The following is a 20,273-nucleotide window of genomic DNA, read 5'->3' as shown; positions in this document are numbered from 1 at the left end:
AAAACATCATACATTTGAACTACCGACTCACAAAACTACCATTAATTCTTTTAATACTATTCTTATTTTTTTCTTGTAACATCACCAGAAAACTAAAGAATGATGAATTTTTAATCACAAAACAAACCATCACCAGTGCTGATACTTTGGTGAGTAATAATGAAATTGCCAGACAGCTTTCCCAACAAGCAAATACAAAGCTTCTTGGTTTTCCACTGAAATTACAAATCTATAATTTAGCCCAAACCAATCCAGAAATGCGCTTTATCAATTGGGTTTCAAAGAGAGAAAAAAGAGAAGATAGATTGGTATCCCTTTTATCAAGAAGGCAGGTTATCCAACTAAAAAAGACATGGGGAAGCATCAATAACTCTATTAAGAATACTGGTGAACCTCCTGCTCTATTCGACGAGAATAAAACAGAATCGTCTTTACGCAGGCTGGAGTCATGGTATTGGAATCATGGATGGTTTAATGCGGAAGCTGAATACGAAATTAAGAAAGACTCTTTGGCACAGACTGTCGAAATTCAGTACAAAATCGAACCAGGAAGTTTATATGTTATAGATACTATTTCTGAGAATATAGAATCTCCGGCCGCAGATTCTTTGTACCAGCTTATAAAAAATAGAAATAAGATAAAAATCGGAAAACCCTACAATACAGAAGAGTTTAATAATGACAGAGATTTCATTAATACCTTTTTCAGAAATAATGGTCTCTATCATTTTGAAAAAGAATTCATTTCCTTTTATGCTGATACACTCAATAACAATCAAAAAATAAACCTAGAGCTCAACATACAAAACCGACTAGTAGATGTTGCTGATACTGTTGCCTCTACTCCTTTTAAAGTTCACAGGATCAGTGAAGTAAATGTATTTGCAGATTATGATGGAACAACAACGAAAGTTGAAGACTCTGTGAGGTATAAAAATTCTAATATATACTCATTTGGTAATTTAAAACTAAACCCTAAGGTATTATCTGATTTCATTTTTATCAAAAAAGACAGCATTTACAGAGATATCGACAGAGCAAGAACCAACAATAGAATATCTGAAACACGCATTTTCAAGTACCCGAATATTCTTTACCAAGAAGACCCTAGAGATTCTACAGGCGTTGGATTAATTGCAAATGTTTTACTTACCCCAAAAGAGAGGTTTTCAACAAATTTCAGCATTGATATAAGTCAGAGTAATATTCAGCAATTTGGTGTTGGTTTTAATACCTCCGTATTGTCGAGAAATATTTTTAGAGGAGCAGAAACACTTGAGCTTTCTGGAAGAGGAAATTTTGGTTCCTCAAGAGACCTTGGTAATTCAGAAGATCAATTTCTAGATATTTTAGAATATGGTGCAGATTTGAGGCTGAATTTCCCTAGAATCATTTTTCCTTTTCCTACTCGTTCACTTATAAAGAATACCATGTCTCCCTTTACATCTGCCAGCGTTGGTTTCAGCACGCAGCAAAATATTGGATTGGATAGAAGAAACCTAAATGCAACTTTTGGTTACCGCTGGAAACCAAAAGACAGAACATCTTATCAATTTGATTTAATGAACATTCAGTTTGTAAATAATTTGAATGCTGAAAACTTCTTCAATGTATTTAGAAATTCATATTCAGAATTAAATCAGATTTCAAGAAACAACATAAACGATGTCAATCCTGATTTTCTTTTTGAAAACTCTGAAGGCCAATTGGATTTAATAATACCTGAAGGAACGCAAGGATTTATTAGAGACATCCGCGATCAGAACATCAATTTGAATAATGAAGATCAACAAGTCGCAAATTCACTTATTGAACGAAGAGAAAGGTTAACTGAAAATAATCTTATTGTAGCCTCAAATTTTACGTACGATTATAGTTCAAGACGAGATATTTACGACGAAGATTTTTCCCAATTCCGTGGTAAAATAGAATGGGCAGGAAATTTACTGTCTTTGTTTGCAGATCAATTAAAACTTGAGGAAACACAAGCAGGAAATTACAGACTTTTTGGTGTTCAGTTTTCTCAATATGTTAAAACAGAGCTTAATTTCATCAAACATTGGGATTTAGGCAATCAACAAGTTATTGCAACTCGTGCTTACGGAGGAATTGCGATTCCCTATAAAAACGCTAATTCTATTCCTTTTCCAAGAAGTTTTTTTGGTGGTGGCCCAAATGATAACAGAGGATGGAGGCCTTATGATCTAGGCCCAGGAAGCACAAATGCAGTTAATGATTTTAATGAAGCTAACTTCAAATTATCTTTTAATGCTGAGTATAGGTTTAATCTGTTCGGAAGTTTGAATAGCGCATTATTTATAGATGCGGGTAATATTTGGAATGTATTTGATAATGTTGAGGATCCTGCAGCTACCTTCGATGGCTTAAAAGATTTAAGCGAATTGTCCATTGCGTCTGGCTTTGGTTTACGCTACGATATCGAGTTCTTTGTTATAAGAATGGATTTGGGATTTAAAACTTATAACCCTGGAAGTGAGGGATCAAAATGGTTTAAAGATTACAATTTCAATAATGTTGTTTTCAACTTCGGAATCAATTATCCATTCTAGTAGATTTATATTTATTAATTTTACATTTCAATAATATTAAAATACTGAAAGTTATGAGTCATAATATAAAGCCAGGCGTGGCTACAGGAAAAGAAGTTCAGGCAATCTTTCAACACGCTAAAGATAATAATTATGCCCTACCGGCTGTAAATGTTGTGGGTTCTAATACTATAAATGCAGTTCTTGAAACAGCAGCTAAGTTAAATTCTCCCGTTATTATCCAATTTTCAAACGGAGGTGCTCAGTTCAATGCTGGAAAAGGCTTATCAAATGATGATCAACTTGCAGCAATAAAAGGAGCCGCTACTGGTGCAAAACATGTTCATGACTTAGCAGAGGCTTACGGAGCTACTGTTATACTCCACACAGATCATTGTTCAAAAAAACTTTTACCCTGGATTGATGGATTACTAGACGAAGGAGAGAAATTCTTTAAAGTTCACGGTAAACCATTATACAGTTCTCATATGATTGACCTTTCAGAAGAACCAATTGAAGAGAATATAGAAATATGTAAAACCTATCTAGAACGCATGAAAAAGATGGGGATGACATTAGAAATAGAACTAGGTGTTACTGGTGGCGAGGAAGATGGAGTTGACAATACAGATATAGATTCTTCAAAGTTATATACTCAACCAGAAGAAGTTGCCTATGCTTATGAAGAATTAAGTAAAGTTTCAGATCAATTTACAATAGCAGCTGCTTTTGGAAATGTTCATGGTGTTTACAAACCAGGTAACGTAAAACTTACTCCAAAAATTCTTAAAAATTCTCAGGAATATGTTACCAAAAATTACAAGGTAGAAGAAAATCATATTGACTTTGTCTTCCACGGAGGAAGTGGATCAACAGTTGAAGAAATAAAGGAAGCTATTGGCTACGGCGTCATCAAAATGAATATCGACACGGATTTACAATATGCTTTCGCAGAAGGCATAAGAGATTACATGAAAACTAATGCGGATTATGTATCTACTCAAATAGGTAACCCTGAAGGTGATGATGTTCCAAATAAAAAATATTACGACCCTAGAAAGTGGTTAAGAGAAGGTGAATTAACATTCATAACTAGATTAGAAAAAGCTTTCAAAGATTTAAATAATATCAACACATTATAATTTAGCCCAATAGACTATGGCAGCTTGGTTTAAGAGAAAGAAAAAAGGAATTCAAACAGCAACTGAGGACAAAAAAGATGTTCCTAAAGGCTTGTGGTATAAATCTCCAACTGGAAAAATAATCGATGCAGAACAACTTGCGAAGAACTTTTTTGTAAGTCCTGAAGATGACTATCATGTAAGGATAGGCAGTACAGAGTATTTCGATATTCTTTTCGATAACGGGAAATTTGAAGAATTAGATACTAAATTGAAATCTAAGGACCCTTTAAAGTTTGAGGACACCAAAAAATATAAGGACAGATTAAAAGAGGTTGAAGAGAAAACTGGTCTTAATGATGCTATCAGAACAGGTATTGGAAAGTCTAAAGGGAAAAAAGTTGTAATTGCAGCTATGGATTTCAAGTTTATTGGTGGATCAATGGGATCTGTTGTAGGTGAAAAAATAGCGAGAGCTGTAGATCATGCTATTAAGAATAATTGTCCACTCATAATTATTTCAAAATCTGGCGGAGCTAGAATGATGGAAGCAGCATTATCACTTATGCAATTAGCAAAAACATCTATCAAGCTTACTCAACTTGCAAATGCAAAATTGCCTTATATCTCTTTATGTACAGATCCTACAACGGGTGGTACAACAGCTTCTTTTGCCATGCTAGGAGATATAAATATTTCTGAACCAGGTGCACTTATTGGCTTTGCAGGACCCAGAGTTGTAAAAGATACAACTGGTAAGGATTTACCAGAAGGTTTTCAATCTTCAGAATTTTTAAAAGAACACGGTTTTTTGGATTTCATTTCTCACAGAAAGGAACTAAAAAATAAGATTAATCTATACATTGATCTTATTATGAATCAGCCTGTAAGAGCATAAATTTGGAAGATTTACTTTGCAATTAAATTTAAAAGATTACTTTTGCAGGATTGAATAGAAAACCTATTCTAGCATAAAAATTATTGAAATAATATTGGCATGTACTTAACATTAGAAGAAAAAGGCAAATTATTTGCTAAACACGGTAAGAACGAGAAAGACTCAGGTTCTGCAGAAGGTCAAATTGCATTGATGACGCAGAGAATAGAGCACATTTCTCAACACCTTAAAACGAATAGAAAAGATTATAATTCTGAAAGATCTTTGGTAAAATTGGTTGGTAAAAGAAGAAATCTTCTTGACTATCTCATGAAAAAAGACATTATGAGATACAGAGCAATTGTAAAAGAATTAGGATTAAGAAAATAAATCAAAGGGGCAAATTCGCCCCTTTTTTTAGTTTAAAAGCGTTCCTTGGAACGACTTCAAATGGTTTTACATTTTTTTCTAAACTACAACGCAACAACACATATTAAAGAAAAAACGTATAACCTTTAAATCATTATTTATGATTCCAAAAACATTTAGTGAAATCATCGATCTCGGAGATGGTAGAGAAATCAAGCTCGAGACGGGAAAATTAGCAAAACAAGCTCACGGCTCTGTAGTTGTTCAAATGGGCAACGCTATGTTATTGTGTACTGTAGTATCTTCATACAAAGAAAGTACTTTGGATTTCTTTCCATTAACCGTTGATTATAGAGAAAAATTTGCAGCTGCAGGTCGTTACCCAGGCGGTTTCTTTAAAAGAGAAGCAAGACCTAGCGATGGTGAAGTTCTTACAATGAGAATAGTTGACCGTGTATTAAGACCGCTTTTCCCTTCAGATTACAGAACTGAAACTCAGGTCATGATTCAGTTAATGTCTCATGATGAAGAAGTTATGCCAGACGCATTAGCTGGACTTGCTGCTTCAGCAGCGATTCAGTTATCTGATATACCTTTTGAATGTGCTATCTCTGAAGCAAGAGTTGGTAAAGTAAATGGAGAATTTATCATCAACCCAAGCCGCAGTCAATTGGAAGAATCAAACATCGATATGATAATCGGTGCCTCTGCAGATTCTGTGATGATGGTAGAAGGTGAAATGGATGAAATTTCAGAAGAAGAAATGGCAGAAGCAATTCAATTTGCTCATGGACACATCAAAAAACAAGTTGAAGCTCAAATAAAATTAGCTGAAGCTTTTGGTAAAAAACCCGTAAGAGAATATAATCCTGCGAAAGAGGATGAAGCTATCGAGAAAAAAGTTCACGAAGCTGCTTACCAAAAAATATATGATATCGCTAAAGGCGGACATAGTAAAAGAGATCGTGGAGAAGCATTTTCTGCCGTTAAAGAAGAAGTATTAGCATTATTTTCTGAAGAAGAATTGGAAGAAAACGAGAAGCTAATCAAGAAATACTTCAGCAAAGTAGAAAAGGAAGCTGTAAGAGAACTTACACTTGCTGAAGGCATACGATTGGACGGAAGAAAAACTGATGAAATCAGACCAATTTGGTGTGAAACTGATTATTTACCTTCTGTTCATGGTTCTGCAATATTTACAAGAGGTGAAACTCAAGCGCTTGCTACTGTAACACTTGGTACGTCAAGAGAAGCCAATACAATAGATATGCCTACTCATCAAGGAGAAGAGACATTCTATCTACATTACAACTTCCCTCCTTTTTGTACTGGAGAGGCTTACCCGATAAGAGGAACTTCAAGAAGAGAAATTGGTCATGGTAACCTTGCTCAACGTGCTCTTAAAGGAATGATCCCGGAAAGTAATCCTTATACAATAAGAGTGGTTTCTGAAGTTTTGGAATCTAATGGTTCTTCTTCTATGGCAACGGTTTGTGCTGGCACTATGGCGATGATGGATGCTGGTATAGATATGACAAAACCTGTATCCGGTATTGCTATGGGATTGATTTCTGATGGAGATCGTCATGCTGTACTTTCAGATATTCTAGGTGATGAAGATCACCTTGGCGACATGGACTTTAAAGTCACAGGTACTGCAGATGGAATTACTGCTTGCCAAATGGATATTAAAGTCAAAGGTTTACCTTATGAAATTCTAGTAAAAGCTTTGAAACAAGCTAAAGCTGGAAGATTACATATTTTGGAGAAATTGACTGATACGATTTCAGAACCAAATAAGAATGTAAAAGCTCATGCTCCAAAAATCATTACTAGAAGAATACCGAATGAATTTATTGGCGCGTTAATTGGACCAGGTGGTAAGGTAATACAAGAATTACAAAAATCTACTGGAACAGAAATCGTTATCAACGAAGATCCTGTGACAGAAGAAGGGATTGTTGAAATCCTTGGAACAAATCAAGAAGGTATAGATAAAGTTCTTGCCAAAATTGATTCAGTTACTTTCAAACCAGAAAAAGGAAGTGTTTATGAAGTTACTGTAGTAAAAGTTTTAGACTTTGGAGCAGTAGTAGAATATAACGATGCCCCAGGAAATGAAGTTTTACTTCACATATCTGAACTTGCCTGGGAACGCACCGAAAATGTTGCTGATGTTGTAAAACTTGGTGATGTAATGGATGTGAAATATTTTGGAGTAGATCCTAGAACCAAAAAACCTAAAGTATCCAGAAAAGCACTTCTTTCAAAACCTGAAAGAAGTCCAAAAAAAGAAGATGAAGACAATAAGTCTTAATCAATTTTTATTATTTAAAAACGGTTTAGAAAATTCTAAACCGTTTTTTTTTACTGACAAACTAGCGCAACTGACAAATTTTCATCAATAAACCATAGGTTTTGTTTATTCTTAGTATCATTAAAACATATTTTCTCTTAAAACATGTTTAATAATACAAAATGAAAAGATAATATCAGTAAATTAGTAATTGTGCATGATGATTGCACTTTACGTTATAATTATTTTTTATAAATCTTTAAAAAATTAAAATGAAAGTATTAGTTATCGGAGCAGGTAATATGGGGTTAACCTACTCAGAAGGAATGGCTAAATCCCCATTACTTAACAGAAAAAATTTGATGATATATGACATATCAAAAGATCTATTAAATAAACTAAGTGAAGTAACATATTACGACACTTTCGACAATCTACAAGATTGTTTACCAGGTGCAGACGTCGTATTTATAGCAGTAAAACCTTACCATAGTGAAGAATTGTTTGAGAAAATGAAACCGATGATTAATGATCAACAAATATTTGTTTCATTGATGGCTGGTGTCACTATTGAAAATATTCAAAATGGTTTGAATGCGAAAAAAGTTGTGAGAACTATGCCTAATCTTCCGGCAAAAGTTGGAAAAGGTGTTACATCTTATACTGAATCTAAAGAAGTCTCAAGAGTAGAGCTTCTCATGATAAGAAATCTTTTAGATACGACTGGACAATCTATACGCGTGAAAGATGAAGATTTCATTAATAAATCTACTGGTATTTCTGGTAGTGGTCCAGCTTACATTTTCTATTTCATGGCTTCAATGTTGGAAGCAGCTAAAAAAATGGGATTCTCAGATAACGATTCCAAAGTGCTTGTAAGTAACACATTCGAAGGGGCTGTTCACTTATTTAATGAGTCTGATTTATCTCCAGAAAAGTGGATGGATAGAGTAGCTTCTAAAGGAGGTACTACTAGAGCAGCTCTAGATTCAATGGATGATAACAATGTAAAACAGCTTATTCAGGATGCCGCTTATGCAGCATTTAATAGAGCAGTAGAACTTGGTGATGAATAACTTAAACTCTGATAAAATGCATAAAAAACGTATTGTAGTTAAAGTTGGAACAAATGTAATGACCAACACAAATAATAGAATTGTTGGACCGATACTTAAAAATTTGGTCAGACAAATCGCTTATCTTTATGAAAGAGATATCATAACAATTCTCGTATCTTCAGGTTCAGCTATTGCTGGTAAAGAAGTTCTTGGCTCTTGTTCTTCTGAAGACAAAACAACTCGACGCCAAGTATATTCATCTGTTGGACAACCAAGAATGATGAGACATTATTACACAATGTTTCATGACTTCGGTATGCGATGTGGACAAATTTTGGCAACAAAAAGAGATTTTGCCCCTGGTAAATATCGAGAAAACATGATCAATTGCTATGAAGGTTTATTAACAGAAGGTATTATTCCTATAGCAAATGAAGATGATGCAGTATCATTATCTATGTCAATGTTTTCTGATAATGATGAACTAGCAAGTTTAGTTTCAGAATTGGTTGGAGCGGATATGTTAATTATGCTCACAGATATTGAAGGTTTATATACTGGTCATCCAGACCATGAAGATTCAGATTTATTAAGACATGTTCGTGTACACGACGATGTAGAAAAATACGTTCAAGAAAACGAAAAAGGAGAAGGCGAAGGCCGTGGCGGCATGGAGTCTAAACTCAAAATTGCAAAAATGACAGCAAGTAAAAACATACCTACTTATATTGCTAATGGTAAAGACGAAAATGTCATAATTGATATACTTGAAGGCAAAGAAGTTGGTACTAAATTTACTGTTTAAAAAAAAAGAATATGAAATTATTAGATACTAAAACCAAAAATAATGTTCTTCAATCTATGATGACTATTATAGATAAAAGAAGAAATGAAATAATTGAAGAAAATAAAAAAGACCTAGAGTCTTTCAATAGAAATGATCAAGCTCTTTACGACAGGCTTGTTGTTGATCAAAAGAAAGTTGATAGCATGATTCAAGCTATCAAAGAAGTAAAAGAACAAGAAGATCCTGTAGGAAATACGATTTCTGAAAGAACTCTAGACACCGGCTTAAAAATTGTAAATAAAACGGATCCTTTCGGAACTATAATGATTATTTACGAATCCAGACCAGATGTCACTATCGAAGCTGCTGTACTTGCTTTTAAAGCAAATAACAAAATATTCCTTAAAGGTGGTAAAGAAGCTAATCATAGTAATATTATTCTTGAAGAATGCTGGCATCAAGCTTTAGAAGAAAATGGATTATCTAAAGACTGGATTAAACTGCTTCACCTCAATAGAGAGGAAACAAGAGAATTCTTAAGTAATCCTCCTGAAAAAATGGACTTGATTGTCCCTAGAGGTGGTGAAAAACTGATAGATTTTGTCAAGAAAACAGCAACCTGTGCTGTTTTGATAAGCGGTCGTGGTAACAATTTCCTATATGTTGCTCCTGATGCTGATTGGGATGTTGCCAAAAAAGTAATCATTAATGCTAAAACTGATAAAATTTCTGGTTGTAATGCATTAGACAAAGTTCTAATTGATTCTCATCTTCCAGATTTTAATTCTAAAGTGAAAGAATTAGCTGAAATTCTAGACAAGGAATACGATGTTGAAATTCTAGTTGATAATAAAGTTAAAGATGTTATAGACTACCCTACTCTTCCGACAGAAGATACTTGGAAAGAAGAATTTTTAGCTTTAAAAATTGTTTTAAGCTCTGTTGATTCTTTTGATGAAGCAGTCGAAAAAATAAACAAATATTCAGGTGGGCACTCATCTGTTATTATTACTAAGGATAACGATAAAGCGATGAATTTCATGCAACAAATAGATTGTGCTGCAGTTTATCAGAATGCTTCCACTCGTTTTACTGATGGTGGACAAATGGGAGTTGGCGCAGAACTTGCTATCTCTACAGATAAACTTCACCACAGAGGTCCTTTAGGTCTCAAACAATTGGTCACCAACAAATATTATGTTTGGGGTGATGGGCATATAAGAGAATAATTTTTATAAATTATTTTTCAATTCTAAGAGTCTGCTTATCAATGATAAGCAGACTCTTTTCATTTCAATTTGAATTTGATTCAAAATATTTATTAGTCGCTTGTAACATTTCTTCTCTTTAAGTCGTAAAATGATATGTAGATAAATGATAATCGAGGACATATCTAAATGAGACAACTTAAAATTACCAAGCAGGTTACCAACAGAGAAACTGCATCCCTAGACAAGTATCTCCAAGAAATTGGAAAAGTAGATTTAATTACAGCTGAAGAAGAGGTAGAATTAGCTCAAAGAATCAAAGCTGGGGACGATCTTGCTCTAGAAAAATTGACAAAAGCAAACTTAAGGTTTGTGGTATCGGTATCTAAACAATACCAAAATCAAGGGCTCACCCTACCAGATCTTATTAATGAAGGAAACTTAGGATTGATAAAGGCAGCTAAACGTTTTGATGAAACTAGAGGTTTCAAATTTATTTCTTATGCTGTTTGGTGGATTAGACAATCTATACTTTCTGCTTTAGCTGAACAATCTCGTGTAGTGAGATTACCGCTGAACAAAATTGGATCGATCAATAAAATTAATAAGACGTTTGCTATTTTGGAACAACGTCATCAAAGGCCTCCTAGTCCAGATGAAATTGCAAAAGAATTGGAAATGACGGTTAATGATGTAAAAGAATCATTAAAAAATTCTGGTCGTCACCTATCTATGGATGCTCCACTTATTGAAGGTGAAGACTCCAATTTATATGATGTTTTGAAATTTGGTGAATCTCCAAATCCAGAAAATGATTTATTGCATGAGTCACTCCAAACAGAAATTGAAAGAGCTTTAGAAACTTTGACAACTCGAGAAGCTGATGTAATAAGACTCTATTTCGGTTTAGGAAACCAACAACCTATGACTCTTGAGGAAATTGGAGAAACGTTTGGACTTACCAGAGAACGTGTTAGACAGATCAAAGAAAAAGGTGTTAGAAGGTTAAAACATACATCGAGAAGTACAATCCTCAAAACTTACTTAGGATAATTTTTTTGATTTTAAATAATAACTTATACAAAAAAAGCCCTCGTTGAGGGCTTTTTTTATGGTTATATACTCTTATTAATTTTGATTTACTTCAACAGAAGAATTGGTCTCTGCAGCTTCTGTTTTTATACTTTTAAGCAATTCCTCAGCTTCTGAAATTGCTTCAGGGAAAGAATCGAAATTCTTTATTATATTTTCAAGAATATAAGTAGCATTATAATTATCTCCTAAAGCATTGAAGTTTTTCGCCATCAATAACAATCCTTTTACTCCAAATTCTCTATATCTAGAATAATTTTTTGTAAGATCCTGGACTACAGCTGTGGATGCTTCATAATCACCTGATTTGTTTTTAAAATAAGCATCGTAGTATAAAGCTTCGGCTTTAAGTTTACCTGTAGCCATATCTAAAACATCCTCGTATGCGGATTCTGCTCGCTTTTCATCACCAACTTTCAATGAAGATCTAGCAATAAATATCTTGGCATCACTTAATACTTCTTCATCCTTTACATCTTTAGACAAAATCAGTTCAGCATAGATGAGAGCCTTATCATAATTTTCAGTTTCATAATATGCTTTCATCAAATTGGACTGGGCAAAAAGTATGTTTTGAGAAAAACTAGCTTCGGTTTCGAGTCTTGACAAGTTTTGGATAGCTTCATCATAATTCTCATTTGATAAATAGATTTGCGACAACCTTCTTAATGATTCTTCAGTGAATTCACTAGAACGACTATTTACTACAGCTTTATAATATGGAAGTGACTCTTGTAGATCTCCTTCATTATAAAGTAATTGAGCTAAGTAGAAGTTTGACTTTAAACTATTTTTTCCATTAGGGAACTCTTTTAAATAAGTTTTGAATCCAGAAATTGCCTTTTGAGTGTTATTATCTAGAAATTTATTTTCGGCTGATTCATAAGTGGCTTCTTCAATATCAGAATCTGCTACTTCAACAAAATCTAGAGTATTCACCCAACTTGCATATTGGTCTATCTCTCCAATATCTATATATATCAAACGTACGGTTTGTACGGCCTGTAAAGCTTCCTGAGAATTCGGGAATTCTCTAACTAATTGCTTGAATTTAGATAATGCTTCGTTGTAACTTTCTTGATTATAGTAAATCAGAGCTTGTTTAGAAAGAGCCTGAGGATAATACAAACTTTTTGAATAATTAGATAAAATTCTTTGGTAAACCTTAATAGCCTGTTCATCTTTCTGCTCGGCGACATAAGTATTTCCAAGTTCGAATAAGGCATCATCTACATAAATAGAGCTAGGGTATTTTTCAACAAAAGCATTCAAATTCTGAATTTTTTGTTCATTTCTATCAACAAATCCATAGCTATACGCTTTTTGAAAAAAAGCATAATCGCTTTTGTATTCTGTCATTGCAATTGCACTATTGTAGGATTCCATTGCAGGCCAGTATTCTCCAAGTGCAAAGTGAGCATCGCCTAACCTTACATGAGCATCATGTAGTCTTTGTGATGGTCTTTCCACTTCAATAAAATCTTCAAAGAATGAGATAGATGATCTATAATTTTTTGTTTTAAAATAAGAATATGCTATGTTGTAATCTATTGAATAATATTCTGGAAGCTGTTCAGCTTTTGACATCCCTTTAAATTCTTTGTAACCTACAAGAGCTTCATCATAATTACCAAGAGAATAATCGACTTCAGCTTTCCAATAGGTTGCTTTAGCTGTATATTCAGAATCCAAGCGTTCGGATAAAGATTTATTGAAGTACTCTTTTGCTTCTCGAAGTTGATTGTCCTTGAAAAGTTCAATCCCATAATGATATGCTACTCTTTGATAAGCGACTTTATTGCTGTAATCCTTGCTATCTTCTAACATTGAGATAGCTTTTTCATAATTTTTAGAGGTAAGGTAGGAATCAATTAAAAGATCTCCGACTGCATCTACATCCTCAGAACTAGGATATGTTTCCATATAAGACTGAAGTACTTCTGGTACAGATCTATAAGGATTTCCTATTTCGTAACTTAACTTGGCATAGTTTAAATAAGCATCTTTTTTTAAACTATCATTAAAGTTCATTTCAGTGACATTCTTGAAGGCATTAAGAGCTTGAGTTTTCTTATCGGTTTTTAAATATGCCTTGGCTAAGTGATAATAAGCATTCTGAGCAACAACATCCTGCCCATCTAAAATTTTAGAAAATTCATCAATAGCAGATTCGTAATCTCCGGTTTCATAATAAGCATAGCCAAGCTGATAGTAATCTGTATTATTCCATTTCCCTCTATCCCCTCTATATTCTTTCAAGTATTGAATTGCCTTGGTATACTGCTTCAGGTTGAAATAACTTTCACCTATAATTTTATTAAGTTGTGAGCGTTCTCTAACATTAGATTTAGGCAATTGTTCCAGGCCTAAGTCAATAGCTTTTTCAAAATTCCCAAGTTTAAAGTTCATATCACTTTGGAAATAAGAAATATTATTACCTCTTACCCCTTCACTCCTGGCCTCATCAAATAGTTCTGAAGCTGATTCATACTCATTTTCTTCATAAGCGATAAAAGCAATATAGTATTTGGCTTGAGCGCCGTACTCTTTATCGTTTCTCACATTATCAAATAATTGCTGAGCCTTTCTATAATTTTTGGTTCTGAAATTTGTATACCCGTAATTAAACTGATAAGTCTTAAGCTCATCTCTTGAAAGTGAGCTCGTATTTACTTGACTTAGCCATTCATTTGCCTTATTAAAATCTTTATTCTGAAAATAATAATTACCAACTTCCAAGTATGCTTTGTTTGTTTTTAAGCTTGTGGGATTATTGGCGATGAATCTTTCCATCAACTCATCAGCTTTAGGTTTCCCCAATTCGATAGCACATTTAGCTATGTAGTAATCAATATTTGCTTTAAGCTGATCGCTTTCTATTTCAGAATAAATTTCACGGAAAGTTTTACTAGCAATCTCAAATTGATTTTGATCGTAGAACTGAATTGCCTCCTGGTATTTACCAAGCGCATCCGCGTATTTCTGTGATTGCTGTGCTTGAGCTGATGTAAAAGCTATAAAAATAAATGCAAAGAAAATTTTAGGCATTGTAAATCGTTTTTTAAGTATCAATCAAAGATAAAATATATACACATATAACGTTGAAGGTTATTTTTAATTATAACTAAATCTTAGATTGATTTTTATTGCTCAACTAAATAATCCTATATTTATAGCCTACAATTTTTTTCTATTAATTCACATGTCAGAAACCATTCTTGAACTTAGTAATGCCAGCATATTTCAGAGAGAAACTCTTATCTTATCCGATGTTAATATCGAAATAAAAAAAGGAGAGTTTGTTTACCTCATCGGTAAAACAGGAACTGGTAAAAGTAGTTTTATGAAAACACTTTATGCGGATTTACCCTTACAGAGTGGCTTTGGACAAATTGTCGGGTTCGAATTGAAAAACCTTAAAGACAAGCAAATCCCATTTTTAAGGCGAAAACTTGGAGTGGTTTTTCAAGATTTTAAACTACTAAATGATAGAAATATAAATGAAAACTTATTTTTTGTTCTGAAAGCAACTGGCTGGAAAGACAAATCCAAGATGCAACAAAAAATTGATGAAGTTCTTGATAAAGTAGGTATGAAAACTAAAAGTTTTAAATTTCCTTATCAGCTTTCTGGCGGAGAACAACAGCGAGTAGCTATCGCTAGAGCTTTGCTAAACGATCCAGAACTTATTCTTGCAGATGAACCGACTGGAAACCTAGATCCTCAAACTTCTGTAGAAGTCATGCAGGTTCTTCAAGAAATTAATGCCAACGGAAATACAATTTTAATGGCAACTCATGATTATGCCTTATTATTAAAGTTTCCATCAAAAACTTTAAAATGTGATGGTCAACGCCTATTTGAAGTCGTCCAAAAACAACAACAGCAATAAACTATAATTTATGAAAATTTATTCGAAGCTAATCGTATTGAGCTTGCTTACATTAAGTATAGCATGCAAACAAAAATCTAAAGAAAACTCAATGAAAGAAAATTCACTTCTTAAAGAATGGGATGGTCCTTATCAAGGAGTTCCAAATTTTGAATCCATGAATCTTGAAGATCTGGAGCCAGCGATGGATTATGCTATAGAAAAACATCTTTCAGAAATCCAGGATATTGCAAATTCTACAGAACCCGCTACGTTTGAAAATACCATAGAAGCTATGGAAAGAGCTGGAAAACTAGTGGACAGAGTTTATACATACTATGGAATCTGGAGTAGTAACTTATCTTCTGATAAATTCAGAGAAATTCAACAAAAATTATCTCCAAAATTATCAGATTACCAGTCTAAAATTCGCCAAAACGAGAAGTTATTCGAAAGAATAAAAACAGTTCACGATAATAGTTTAGAAGAAAACTTAAAACCTCAAGAGCAACGGGTTGTTGAGTTAGTTTATAAGTCTTTTGAAATGAATGGGGCAAATTTAAATGATGAAGACAAAGCCCGTTATGCTGAAATCAATAAAGAATTATCTAAATATTATACAGATTTCTCAAACAATATACTTCACGACGAGGAAAACTATGTCACTTTTCTAAATGAAGACCAACTAAGTGGCTTGTCTGATTCTTTTATTAAATCTGCAAAAAAAGAAGCCGAAAGGCAAGAAAAACCAGGCCAATATGCTATTGTAAATACGAGATCTTCTATGGATCCTTTTCTTACTTATTCCGATGAAAGAGAGTTGCGTGAGAAAGTTTGGAGAAACTATTACTCCAGAGGTGATAACGAAGATGAGTACGATAATAATGAGTTGATAAAGAAAATATTGAAGCTTAGAGATGAGCGCGTAAAGTTATTAGGATATGATAATTATGCACAATGGAGACTTCAGGATAGAATGGCAAAAAATCCTGAGAATGCCATGAATTTATTGATGGCTGTGTGGCCTCCTGCAATAGCAAGAGTTGAGGAAGAAGTTGAGGATATGCAAGAAGTAGCCAACGACGAAAATGCTGAAATTGAAATAGAAGCCTGGGATTACCGCTATTACGCAGAAAAAGTAAGACAAGAAAAATATGACCTTGACTCGGAAGAAGTCAAGAATTACCTGGTTTTAGACAATCTTACAGATGCCATTTTCTATGTGGCCGGAAGACTTTTTGATTTTGAATTTTCTGAAATTACAGATGGAAGTGTTCCTGTATTTCATGAGAACGTGAAAGTATTTGAAGTTACCAAATCTACAGACGGTAGTCACGTAGGCTTGTTTTATCTAGATCCATATGCAAGAAAGGGAAAACGATCCGGAGCTTGGGCAACTACTTACCGTTCTTACACTAGTTTCGATGGTGAAACCAATGTTCTGGCGTCAAATAATTCAAATTTTGTAAAAGCTGGAGAAGGTGAACCCGTTTTGGTTTCTTGGGATGATGCTGAAACCTTCTTTCATGAGTTCGGTCATGCCTTACACTTCTTGAGTGCAGATGTAAAGTATCCAACATTGAATGGTGGTGTAAGAGATTATACTGAATTTCAATCTCAGTTGCTAGAAAGATGGATTTATACAGATGAAGTGATCAACAGTTATCTAAAGCATCATGAAACAGGCGAACCGATGCCGAAAGAGCTTATAGCAAAAATAAAGAAAGCTTCAAAATTCAATCAGGGATTTGCCACTACTGAGTTTTTAGCTTCAGCTATTATGGACATGAAGTATCATACAACAGATCCGAGTGAAATAGATCCTAAAACTTTTGAAAAGGAAACTTTGGACGACTTAGGAATGCCAAAAGAATTGGTGATGCGTCATCGCTCTCCACACTTTGGACATGTCTTTTCAGGTGAAGGTTATGCCACAGGTTATTATGGTTACCTATGGGCAGATGTACTAACTTCTGATGCAGCTGAAGCCTTCGCGGAAGCTGAAGGCGGATTTTATGATGAAACCTTATCCAACAAATTGGTTGAATTCCTTTTTGCTCCAAGAAATGCAATTGATCCTGCTGAGGCTTACAGATTATTTAGAGGTAAAGATGCAGAAATTGATGCGTTGATGAGAGATAGAGGTTTTCCTGTTCCAAAAGAAAACTAAAGCATTTGAAAGTATGCAGTCCTATTCATTTGAATTTTTGAGGTAAGCCCTTGGGAATTAAGTCCAACGCAAAGGATTAATCTTCATCTTTTTTGTAAACATGAGGATTCTTGATGATCCCTTTTTTGAACACTTTTCGAATTCCCATTCGAATGCTACTATCTAGCTTCAAGATTTTATCTTTTAAAGCTTCTTCTGGTCGCCCTCGAAATGATGTGACGTGAAATTCATCGTCCTCGCGAAATGGTTTTTCTGAAAAGTAATAGTTGGATATGCAACATCGAAAACCTTCGTGTGTAACAGGTGAAACCGAATGAAGAGATTCTTGATGTGTTGCCATGACTACAAATCGATTAAATTTAGAATGTATAGTAATGGCTTCCTTATTTAATCCATTTGGCCATAACTCTAAGTTTCCACCATAAGCTTTTTCCCAAGATGGTGTGATGTAATATAAGAGATTTAAAACTCGCCAAAGCTTTCTATCTTTATCATGTGAATTGTCTAAATGAGGATTCAAAAATTGATTTTTGCCCATGCTAGAGAGTCCTCCTGCATAGAGATGTTCATCTGGAAGTGCTGATTCAATTCCGCATATTTCAGAAATCAATTCTACAACTCTTAAATCCTGAAAGGCATAGATGCACTCCTCGAGCATTGCATTGTACTTATCCATTTTAAAACCTACATACTTATCTTCTCTAATGCTTTTTTTATGCATCATCTCAGAACTCTTTGGAAACACATCAAAAAGTTGTTTGGCAAATTCAACAGGAAGTAACTCGTCCAAATAGAAATAAGGGATCGTATTTGTATTATTTTGGAATTGACGTACAATCTCTTCTCGATTGCTATCAAGATGATTGTAAATATGCTTTGCTATTTGTTGTCGATTTTTAATAACACATATGAATTTGGTTAACTTTGTAAAGTTAGTTAAAATCTAGAATTGTACAGATATACCAAATATGAATTCAAATGTTGCATAGATACTCCTTAAAATACCTGGCTGAGATATGCAACCACTCATGTACTCCAAAAAAACACCTAATTTGATATGCTTTCTATATTAATTCCTGCATACAATTTTGATATTTCTCCACTGATAAAAGAATTATATCATCAATCTTTGGTCTTGAATGAAACTATAGAAATCATAGTTTTTGATGATCATTCAAGTTTCTTTGTTGAAGAAAATAGAAAAGTAGCTCAAGAATTTAATCTAAATTATAGGTATTTAGACCAAAATTTAGGTCGAGGCAGAATTATTAATTTATTAGCAGAACATGCTAATTTTGAATATTTACTTATTTTAGATTGCGATGTAATGCCAAATTCCAATTCGTTTTTGACCAACTATTTATCAAAAATCACTAAAAAAACTGAGGCCATTTATGGCGGAAGAAAGCATGAGTATTCTATAGAACATAAGAATAAATTGAGGTGGAAATATGGCTACTACAAAGAAGACAAAACGGTAGTAGAACGCTTAAAAAAGCCTTATTTATCAACATTAACAAACAATCTACTTATTAAGAAAGAGCTATTTGAGCAAATAAAATTTAATGAAATTCTCACCAAATACGGACATGAAGACACTTTATTTGCATATGAATTGAAAAAAAAGCGAAGTCATATAGAACATATAAACAATCCGGTTATTCACAAAGACATAGATGAGGATTCTGTGTTTATTGATAAAAATGAATTTTCTTTAAGAAATTTGAAAACTATCTACGATTCAAAATTGATTCCCTCTGATGAAATTCAAATTTTGAATGTTTTTGAAAAAATAAAATCTCTTAAACTTGAAGGAATTTTCGCTCGTACATTCATTTGTTTTGAAAATTATATCAGAAATAGATTGACATCAGATAGAAACACTGTGACCTTATTCAATATCTATAAATTAGGCTATTTCTGTAAAATCAACAGACAATGAGTCACTTCTTCTCTGTTGTTATCCCTCTTTTTAATAAAGAAAATTATATACTAAAAACTTTAGATAGTGTATTAAAACAAGAATATAATGATTTTGAAATCATAGTAATAAATGATGGTTCTTCGGACAGTAGCCTAGAAAAAGTAAAGTCTGTAAAAGATTCAAGATTAAAAGTAATCTCTCAAAAAAATCAAGGTGTTTCGGTAGCCAGAAACAAAGGCATCTTTGAGGCTAAAGGTCAATACATCGCCTTGCTAGATGCTGATGACTATTGGTACCCCCATCATTTAAAATCTCTAAAACAACTTATTGAATTATTTCCAGATGCTGGTATCTATTGCGATGCTTATGAAATTATGATGCAGAACAAAACCATCCGCAAGGCAGATTTTAACGTTGACTTAGGTAGTAAGCCACAACTTATAGGTGATTATTTTGAATCCAGCTTGGTCAACCCTATTATTTGGACCTCATCGGCTGCTTTTAGCAAAGACAAGTTTCAAGAGATTGGTCCTTTCGATGCAAAATTGAGAACAGCGCAGGATTTAGATTTTTTTGCCAGGGCCGCTTTAAAATTTTTAGTCGCCTATCATCCTAGGGTTGGCATGCGATATTACAAAGACAGTGAAAACAACTTAGCCAAATCAAAATACAACGAAGATCGCTTGTATTTTATTTCAAAATTTGAAGACCTAGAAAAAGACAACCTATCCCTCAAAAAATACCTAGATGTTTTTAGGTATGCATTAGTTGTAAGATGCAAAATGGATGGAAGTGAGCTATGGAAAACGGTTGTGAATGACATTGACCGAATCAACCTTACTCAAAAACAAGTGTTTTTGATGAAACTCTCACCAAATGTCTTGAGATTTTTCAAAAAGATTCAATTGCTGCTTATTAAAAAAAATATCTATTTAACAGCTTTTAGATAAG

General features: G+C 33.6%; 15 protein-coding genes. 13 read left to right on the top strand and 2 right to left on the bottom strand.

The window, feature by feature from the left end; genetic code table 11:
* Positions 1–14: 14 nt before the first annotated feature.
* The 9 genes from tamL (at position 15) to ACFQ0R_RS00455 (ending at position 11,318) form a co-directional block, all read left to right on the top strand.
* Positions 15–2,570, top strand: coding sequence for a translocation and assembly module lipoprotein TamL (gene tamL, locus ACFQ0R_RS00495; protein ID WP_379656407.1), 2,556 nt, complete (start codon positions 15–17; stop codon positions 2,568–2,570).
* 53 nt (positions 2,571–2,623) lie between these two features.
* Complete coding sequence (gene fbaA, locus ACFQ0R_RS00490) at positions 2,624–3,691, top strand: class II fructose-bisphosphate aldolase (protein ID WP_379656406.1); 1,068 nt, start codon at positions 2,624–2,626, stop codon at positions 3,689–3,691.
* Positions 3,692–3,707: 16 nt separating this feature from the next.
* Positions 3,708–4,568, top strand: a complete 861-nt coding sequence (gene accD / locus ACFQ0R_RS00485; protein ID WP_379656405.1) for an acetyl-CoA carboxylase, carboxyltransferase subunit beta — start codon at positions 3,708–3,710, stop codon at positions 4,566–4,568.
* Between the two features lie 99 nt (positions 4,569–4,667).
* Positions 4,668–4,937 carry a 30S ribosomal protein S15 gene (gene rpsO, locus ACFQ0R_RS00480; RefSeq protein WP_224454035.1) on the top strand — a complete coding sequence of 90 codons (270 nt, stop codon included), beginning with the start codon at positions 4,668–4,670 and terminating at the stop codon, positions 4,935–4,937.
* Positions 4,938–5,076: 139 nt separating this feature from the next.
* On the top strand, positions 5,077–7,233 hold the full coding sequence (locus ACFQ0R_RS00475) for a polyribonucleotide nucleotidyltransferase (protein WP_379656404.1): 2,157 nt from the start codon (positions 5,077–5,079) through the stop codon (positions 7,231–7,233).
* A gap of 251 nt (positions 7,234–7,484) precedes the next feature.
* Entirely contained in the window at positions 7,485–8,288 is an 804-nt protein-coding gene (proC, locus tag ACFQ0R_RS00470) for a pyrroline-5-carboxylate reductase (RefSeq protein ID WP_379656403.1), read from the top strand.
* A gap of 16 nt (positions 8,289–8,304) precedes the next feature.
* On the top strand, positions 8,305–9,075 hold the full coding sequence (gene proB, locus ACFQ0R_RS00465; protein WP_379656402.1) for a glutamate 5-kinase: 771 nt from the start codon (positions 8,305–8,307) through the stop codon (positions 9,073–9,075).
* A gap of 11 nt (positions 9,076–9,086) precedes the next feature.
* Positions 9,087–10,286 carry a glutamate-5-semialdehyde dehydrogenase gene (locus tag ACFQ0R_RS00460; RefSeq protein WP_379656401.1) on the top strand — a complete coding sequence of 400 codons (1,200 nt, stop codon included), beginning with the start codon at positions 9,087–9,089 and terminating at the stop codon, positions 10,284–10,286.
* A gap of 168 nt (positions 10,287–10,454) precedes the next feature.
* Entirely contained in the window at positions 10,455–11,318 is an 864-nt protein-coding gene (locus ACFQ0R_RS00455) for a sigma-70 family RNA polymerase sigma factor (protein WP_379656400.1), read from the top strand.
* 75 nt (positions 11,319–11,393) lie between these two features.
* On the opposite strand, the gene ACFQ0R_RS00450 is transcribed toward ACFQ0R_RS00455, so the two are convergent.
* Positions 11,394–14,405 carry a tetratricopeptide repeat protein gene (locus tag ACFQ0R_RS00450; protein ID WP_379656399.1) on the bottom strand — a complete coding sequence of 1,004 codons (3,012 nt, stop codon included), beginning with the start codon at positions 14,403–14,405 and terminating at the stop codon, positions 11,394–11,396.
* Positions 14,406–14,559: 154 nt separating this feature from the next.
* Between ACFQ0R_RS00450 and ACFQ0R_RS00445 the strand changes: the two genes are divergently transcribed.
* A complete protein-coding gene (locus tag ACFQ0R_RS00445) occupies positions 14,560–15,249 on the top strand; it encodes a cell division ATP-binding protein FtsE (RefSeq protein ID WP_379656398.1) in 690 nt (229 codons plus the stop codon).
* A 10-nt stretch (positions 15,250–15,259) separates the two neighbouring features.
* Positions 15,260–17,398: a M3 family metallopeptidase gene (locus ACFQ0R_RS00440; RefSeq protein WP_379656397.1), complete on the top strand. Its 2,139-nt coding sequence runs from the start codon at positions 15,260–15,262 to the stop codon at positions 17,396–17,398.
* Positions 17,399–17,474: 76 nt separating this feature from the next.
* Here ACFQ0R_RS00440 and ACFQ0R_RS00435 read toward each other — a convergent pair whose 3' ends face one another.
* Positions 17,475–18,188, bottom strand: a complete 714-nt coding sequence (locus tag ACFQ0R_RS00435) for a 2OG-Fe(II) oxygenase (RefSeq protein WP_379656396.1) — start codon at positions 18,186–18,188, stop codon at positions 17,475–17,477.
* A gap of 267 nt (positions 18,189–18,455) precedes the next feature.
* On the opposite strand from ACFQ0R_RS00435, the gene ACFQ0R_RS00430 reads away from it, so the two are divergent.
* Both ACFQ0R_RS00430 and ACFQ0R_RS00425 read left to right on the top strand, forming a co-directional pair.
* A complete protein-coding gene (locus ACFQ0R_RS00430; protein WP_379656395.1) occupies positions 18,456–19,340 on the top strand; it encodes a glycosyltransferase family 2 protein in 885 nt (294 codons plus the stop codon).
* The gene (locus ACFQ0R_RS00425; protein ID WP_379656394.1) at positions 19,337–20,272 is read left to right on the top strand and encodes a glycosyltransferase; all 936 of its coding nucleotides are present in this window, start codon (positions 19,337–19,339) and stop codon (positions 20,270–20,272) included. The genes ACFQ0R_RS00430 and ACFQ0R_RS00425 overlap by 4 nt, the downstream gene beginning before the upstream one ends.
* The last annotated feature ends 1 nt before the right edge of the window (position 20,273 follow it).

It is taken from the genome of Psychroflexus salinarum (genome assembly GCF_042677225.1).
In the GTDB taxonomy this organism is placed as follows: domain Bacteria; phylum Bacteroidota; class Bacteroidia; order Flavobacteriales; family Flavobacteriaceae; genus Psychroflexus; species Psychroflexus salinarum.
This window is presented reverse-complemented; position numbering and strand designations above follow the sequence as displayed.

Coding starts and splice junctions, on each gene's coding strand:
- fbaA (WP_379656406.1), top strand. CDS start 2,624: ATGAGTCATAATATAAAGCCAGGCGTGGCTACAGGAAAAGAAGTTCAG.
- accD (WP_379656405.1), top strand. CDS start 3,708: ATGGCAGCTTGGTTTAAGAGAAAGAAAAAAGGAATTCAAACAGCAACT.
- rpsO (WP_224454035.1), top strand. CDS start 4,668: ATGTACTTAACATTAGAAGAAAAAGGCAAATTATTTGCTAAACACGGT.
- ACFQ0R_RS00475 (WP_379656404.1), top strand. CDS start 5,077: ATGATTCCAAAAACATTTAGTGAAATCATCGATCTCGGAGATGGTAGA.
- proC (WP_379656403.1), top strand. CDS start 7,485: ATGAAAGTATTAGTTATCGGAGCAGGTAATATGGGGTTAACCTACTCA.
- proB (WP_379656402.1), top strand. CDS start 8,305: ATGCATAAAAAACGTATTGTAGTTAAAGTTGGAACAAATGTAATGACC.
- ACFQ0R_RS00460 (WP_379656401.1), top strand. CDS start 9,087: ATGAAATTATTAGATACTAAAACCAAAAATAATGTTCTTCAATCTATG.
- ACFQ0R_RS00455 (WP_379656400.1), top strand. CDS start 10,455: ATGAGACAACTTAAAATTACCAAGCAGGTTACCAACAGAGAAACTGCA.
- ACFQ0R_RS00450 (WP_379656399.1), bottom strand. CDS start 14,405: ATGCCTAAAATTTTCTTTGCATTTATTTTTATAGCTTTTACATCAGCT.
- ACFQ0R_RS00445 (WP_379656398.1), top strand. CDS start 14,560: ATGTCAGAAACCATTCTTGAACTTAGTAATGCCAGCATATTTCAGAGA.
- ACFQ0R_RS00440 (WP_379656397.1), top strand. CDS start 15,260: ATGAAAATTTATTCGAAGCTAATCGTATTGAGCTTGCTTACATTAAGT.
- ACFQ0R_RS00430 (WP_379656395.1), top strand. CDS start 18,456: ATGCTTTCTATATTAATTCCTGCATACAATTTTGATATTTCTCCACTG.
- ACFQ0R_RS00425 (WP_379656394.1), top strand. CDS start 19,337: ATGAGTCACTTCTTCTCTGTTGTTATCCCTCTTTTTAATAAAGAAAAT.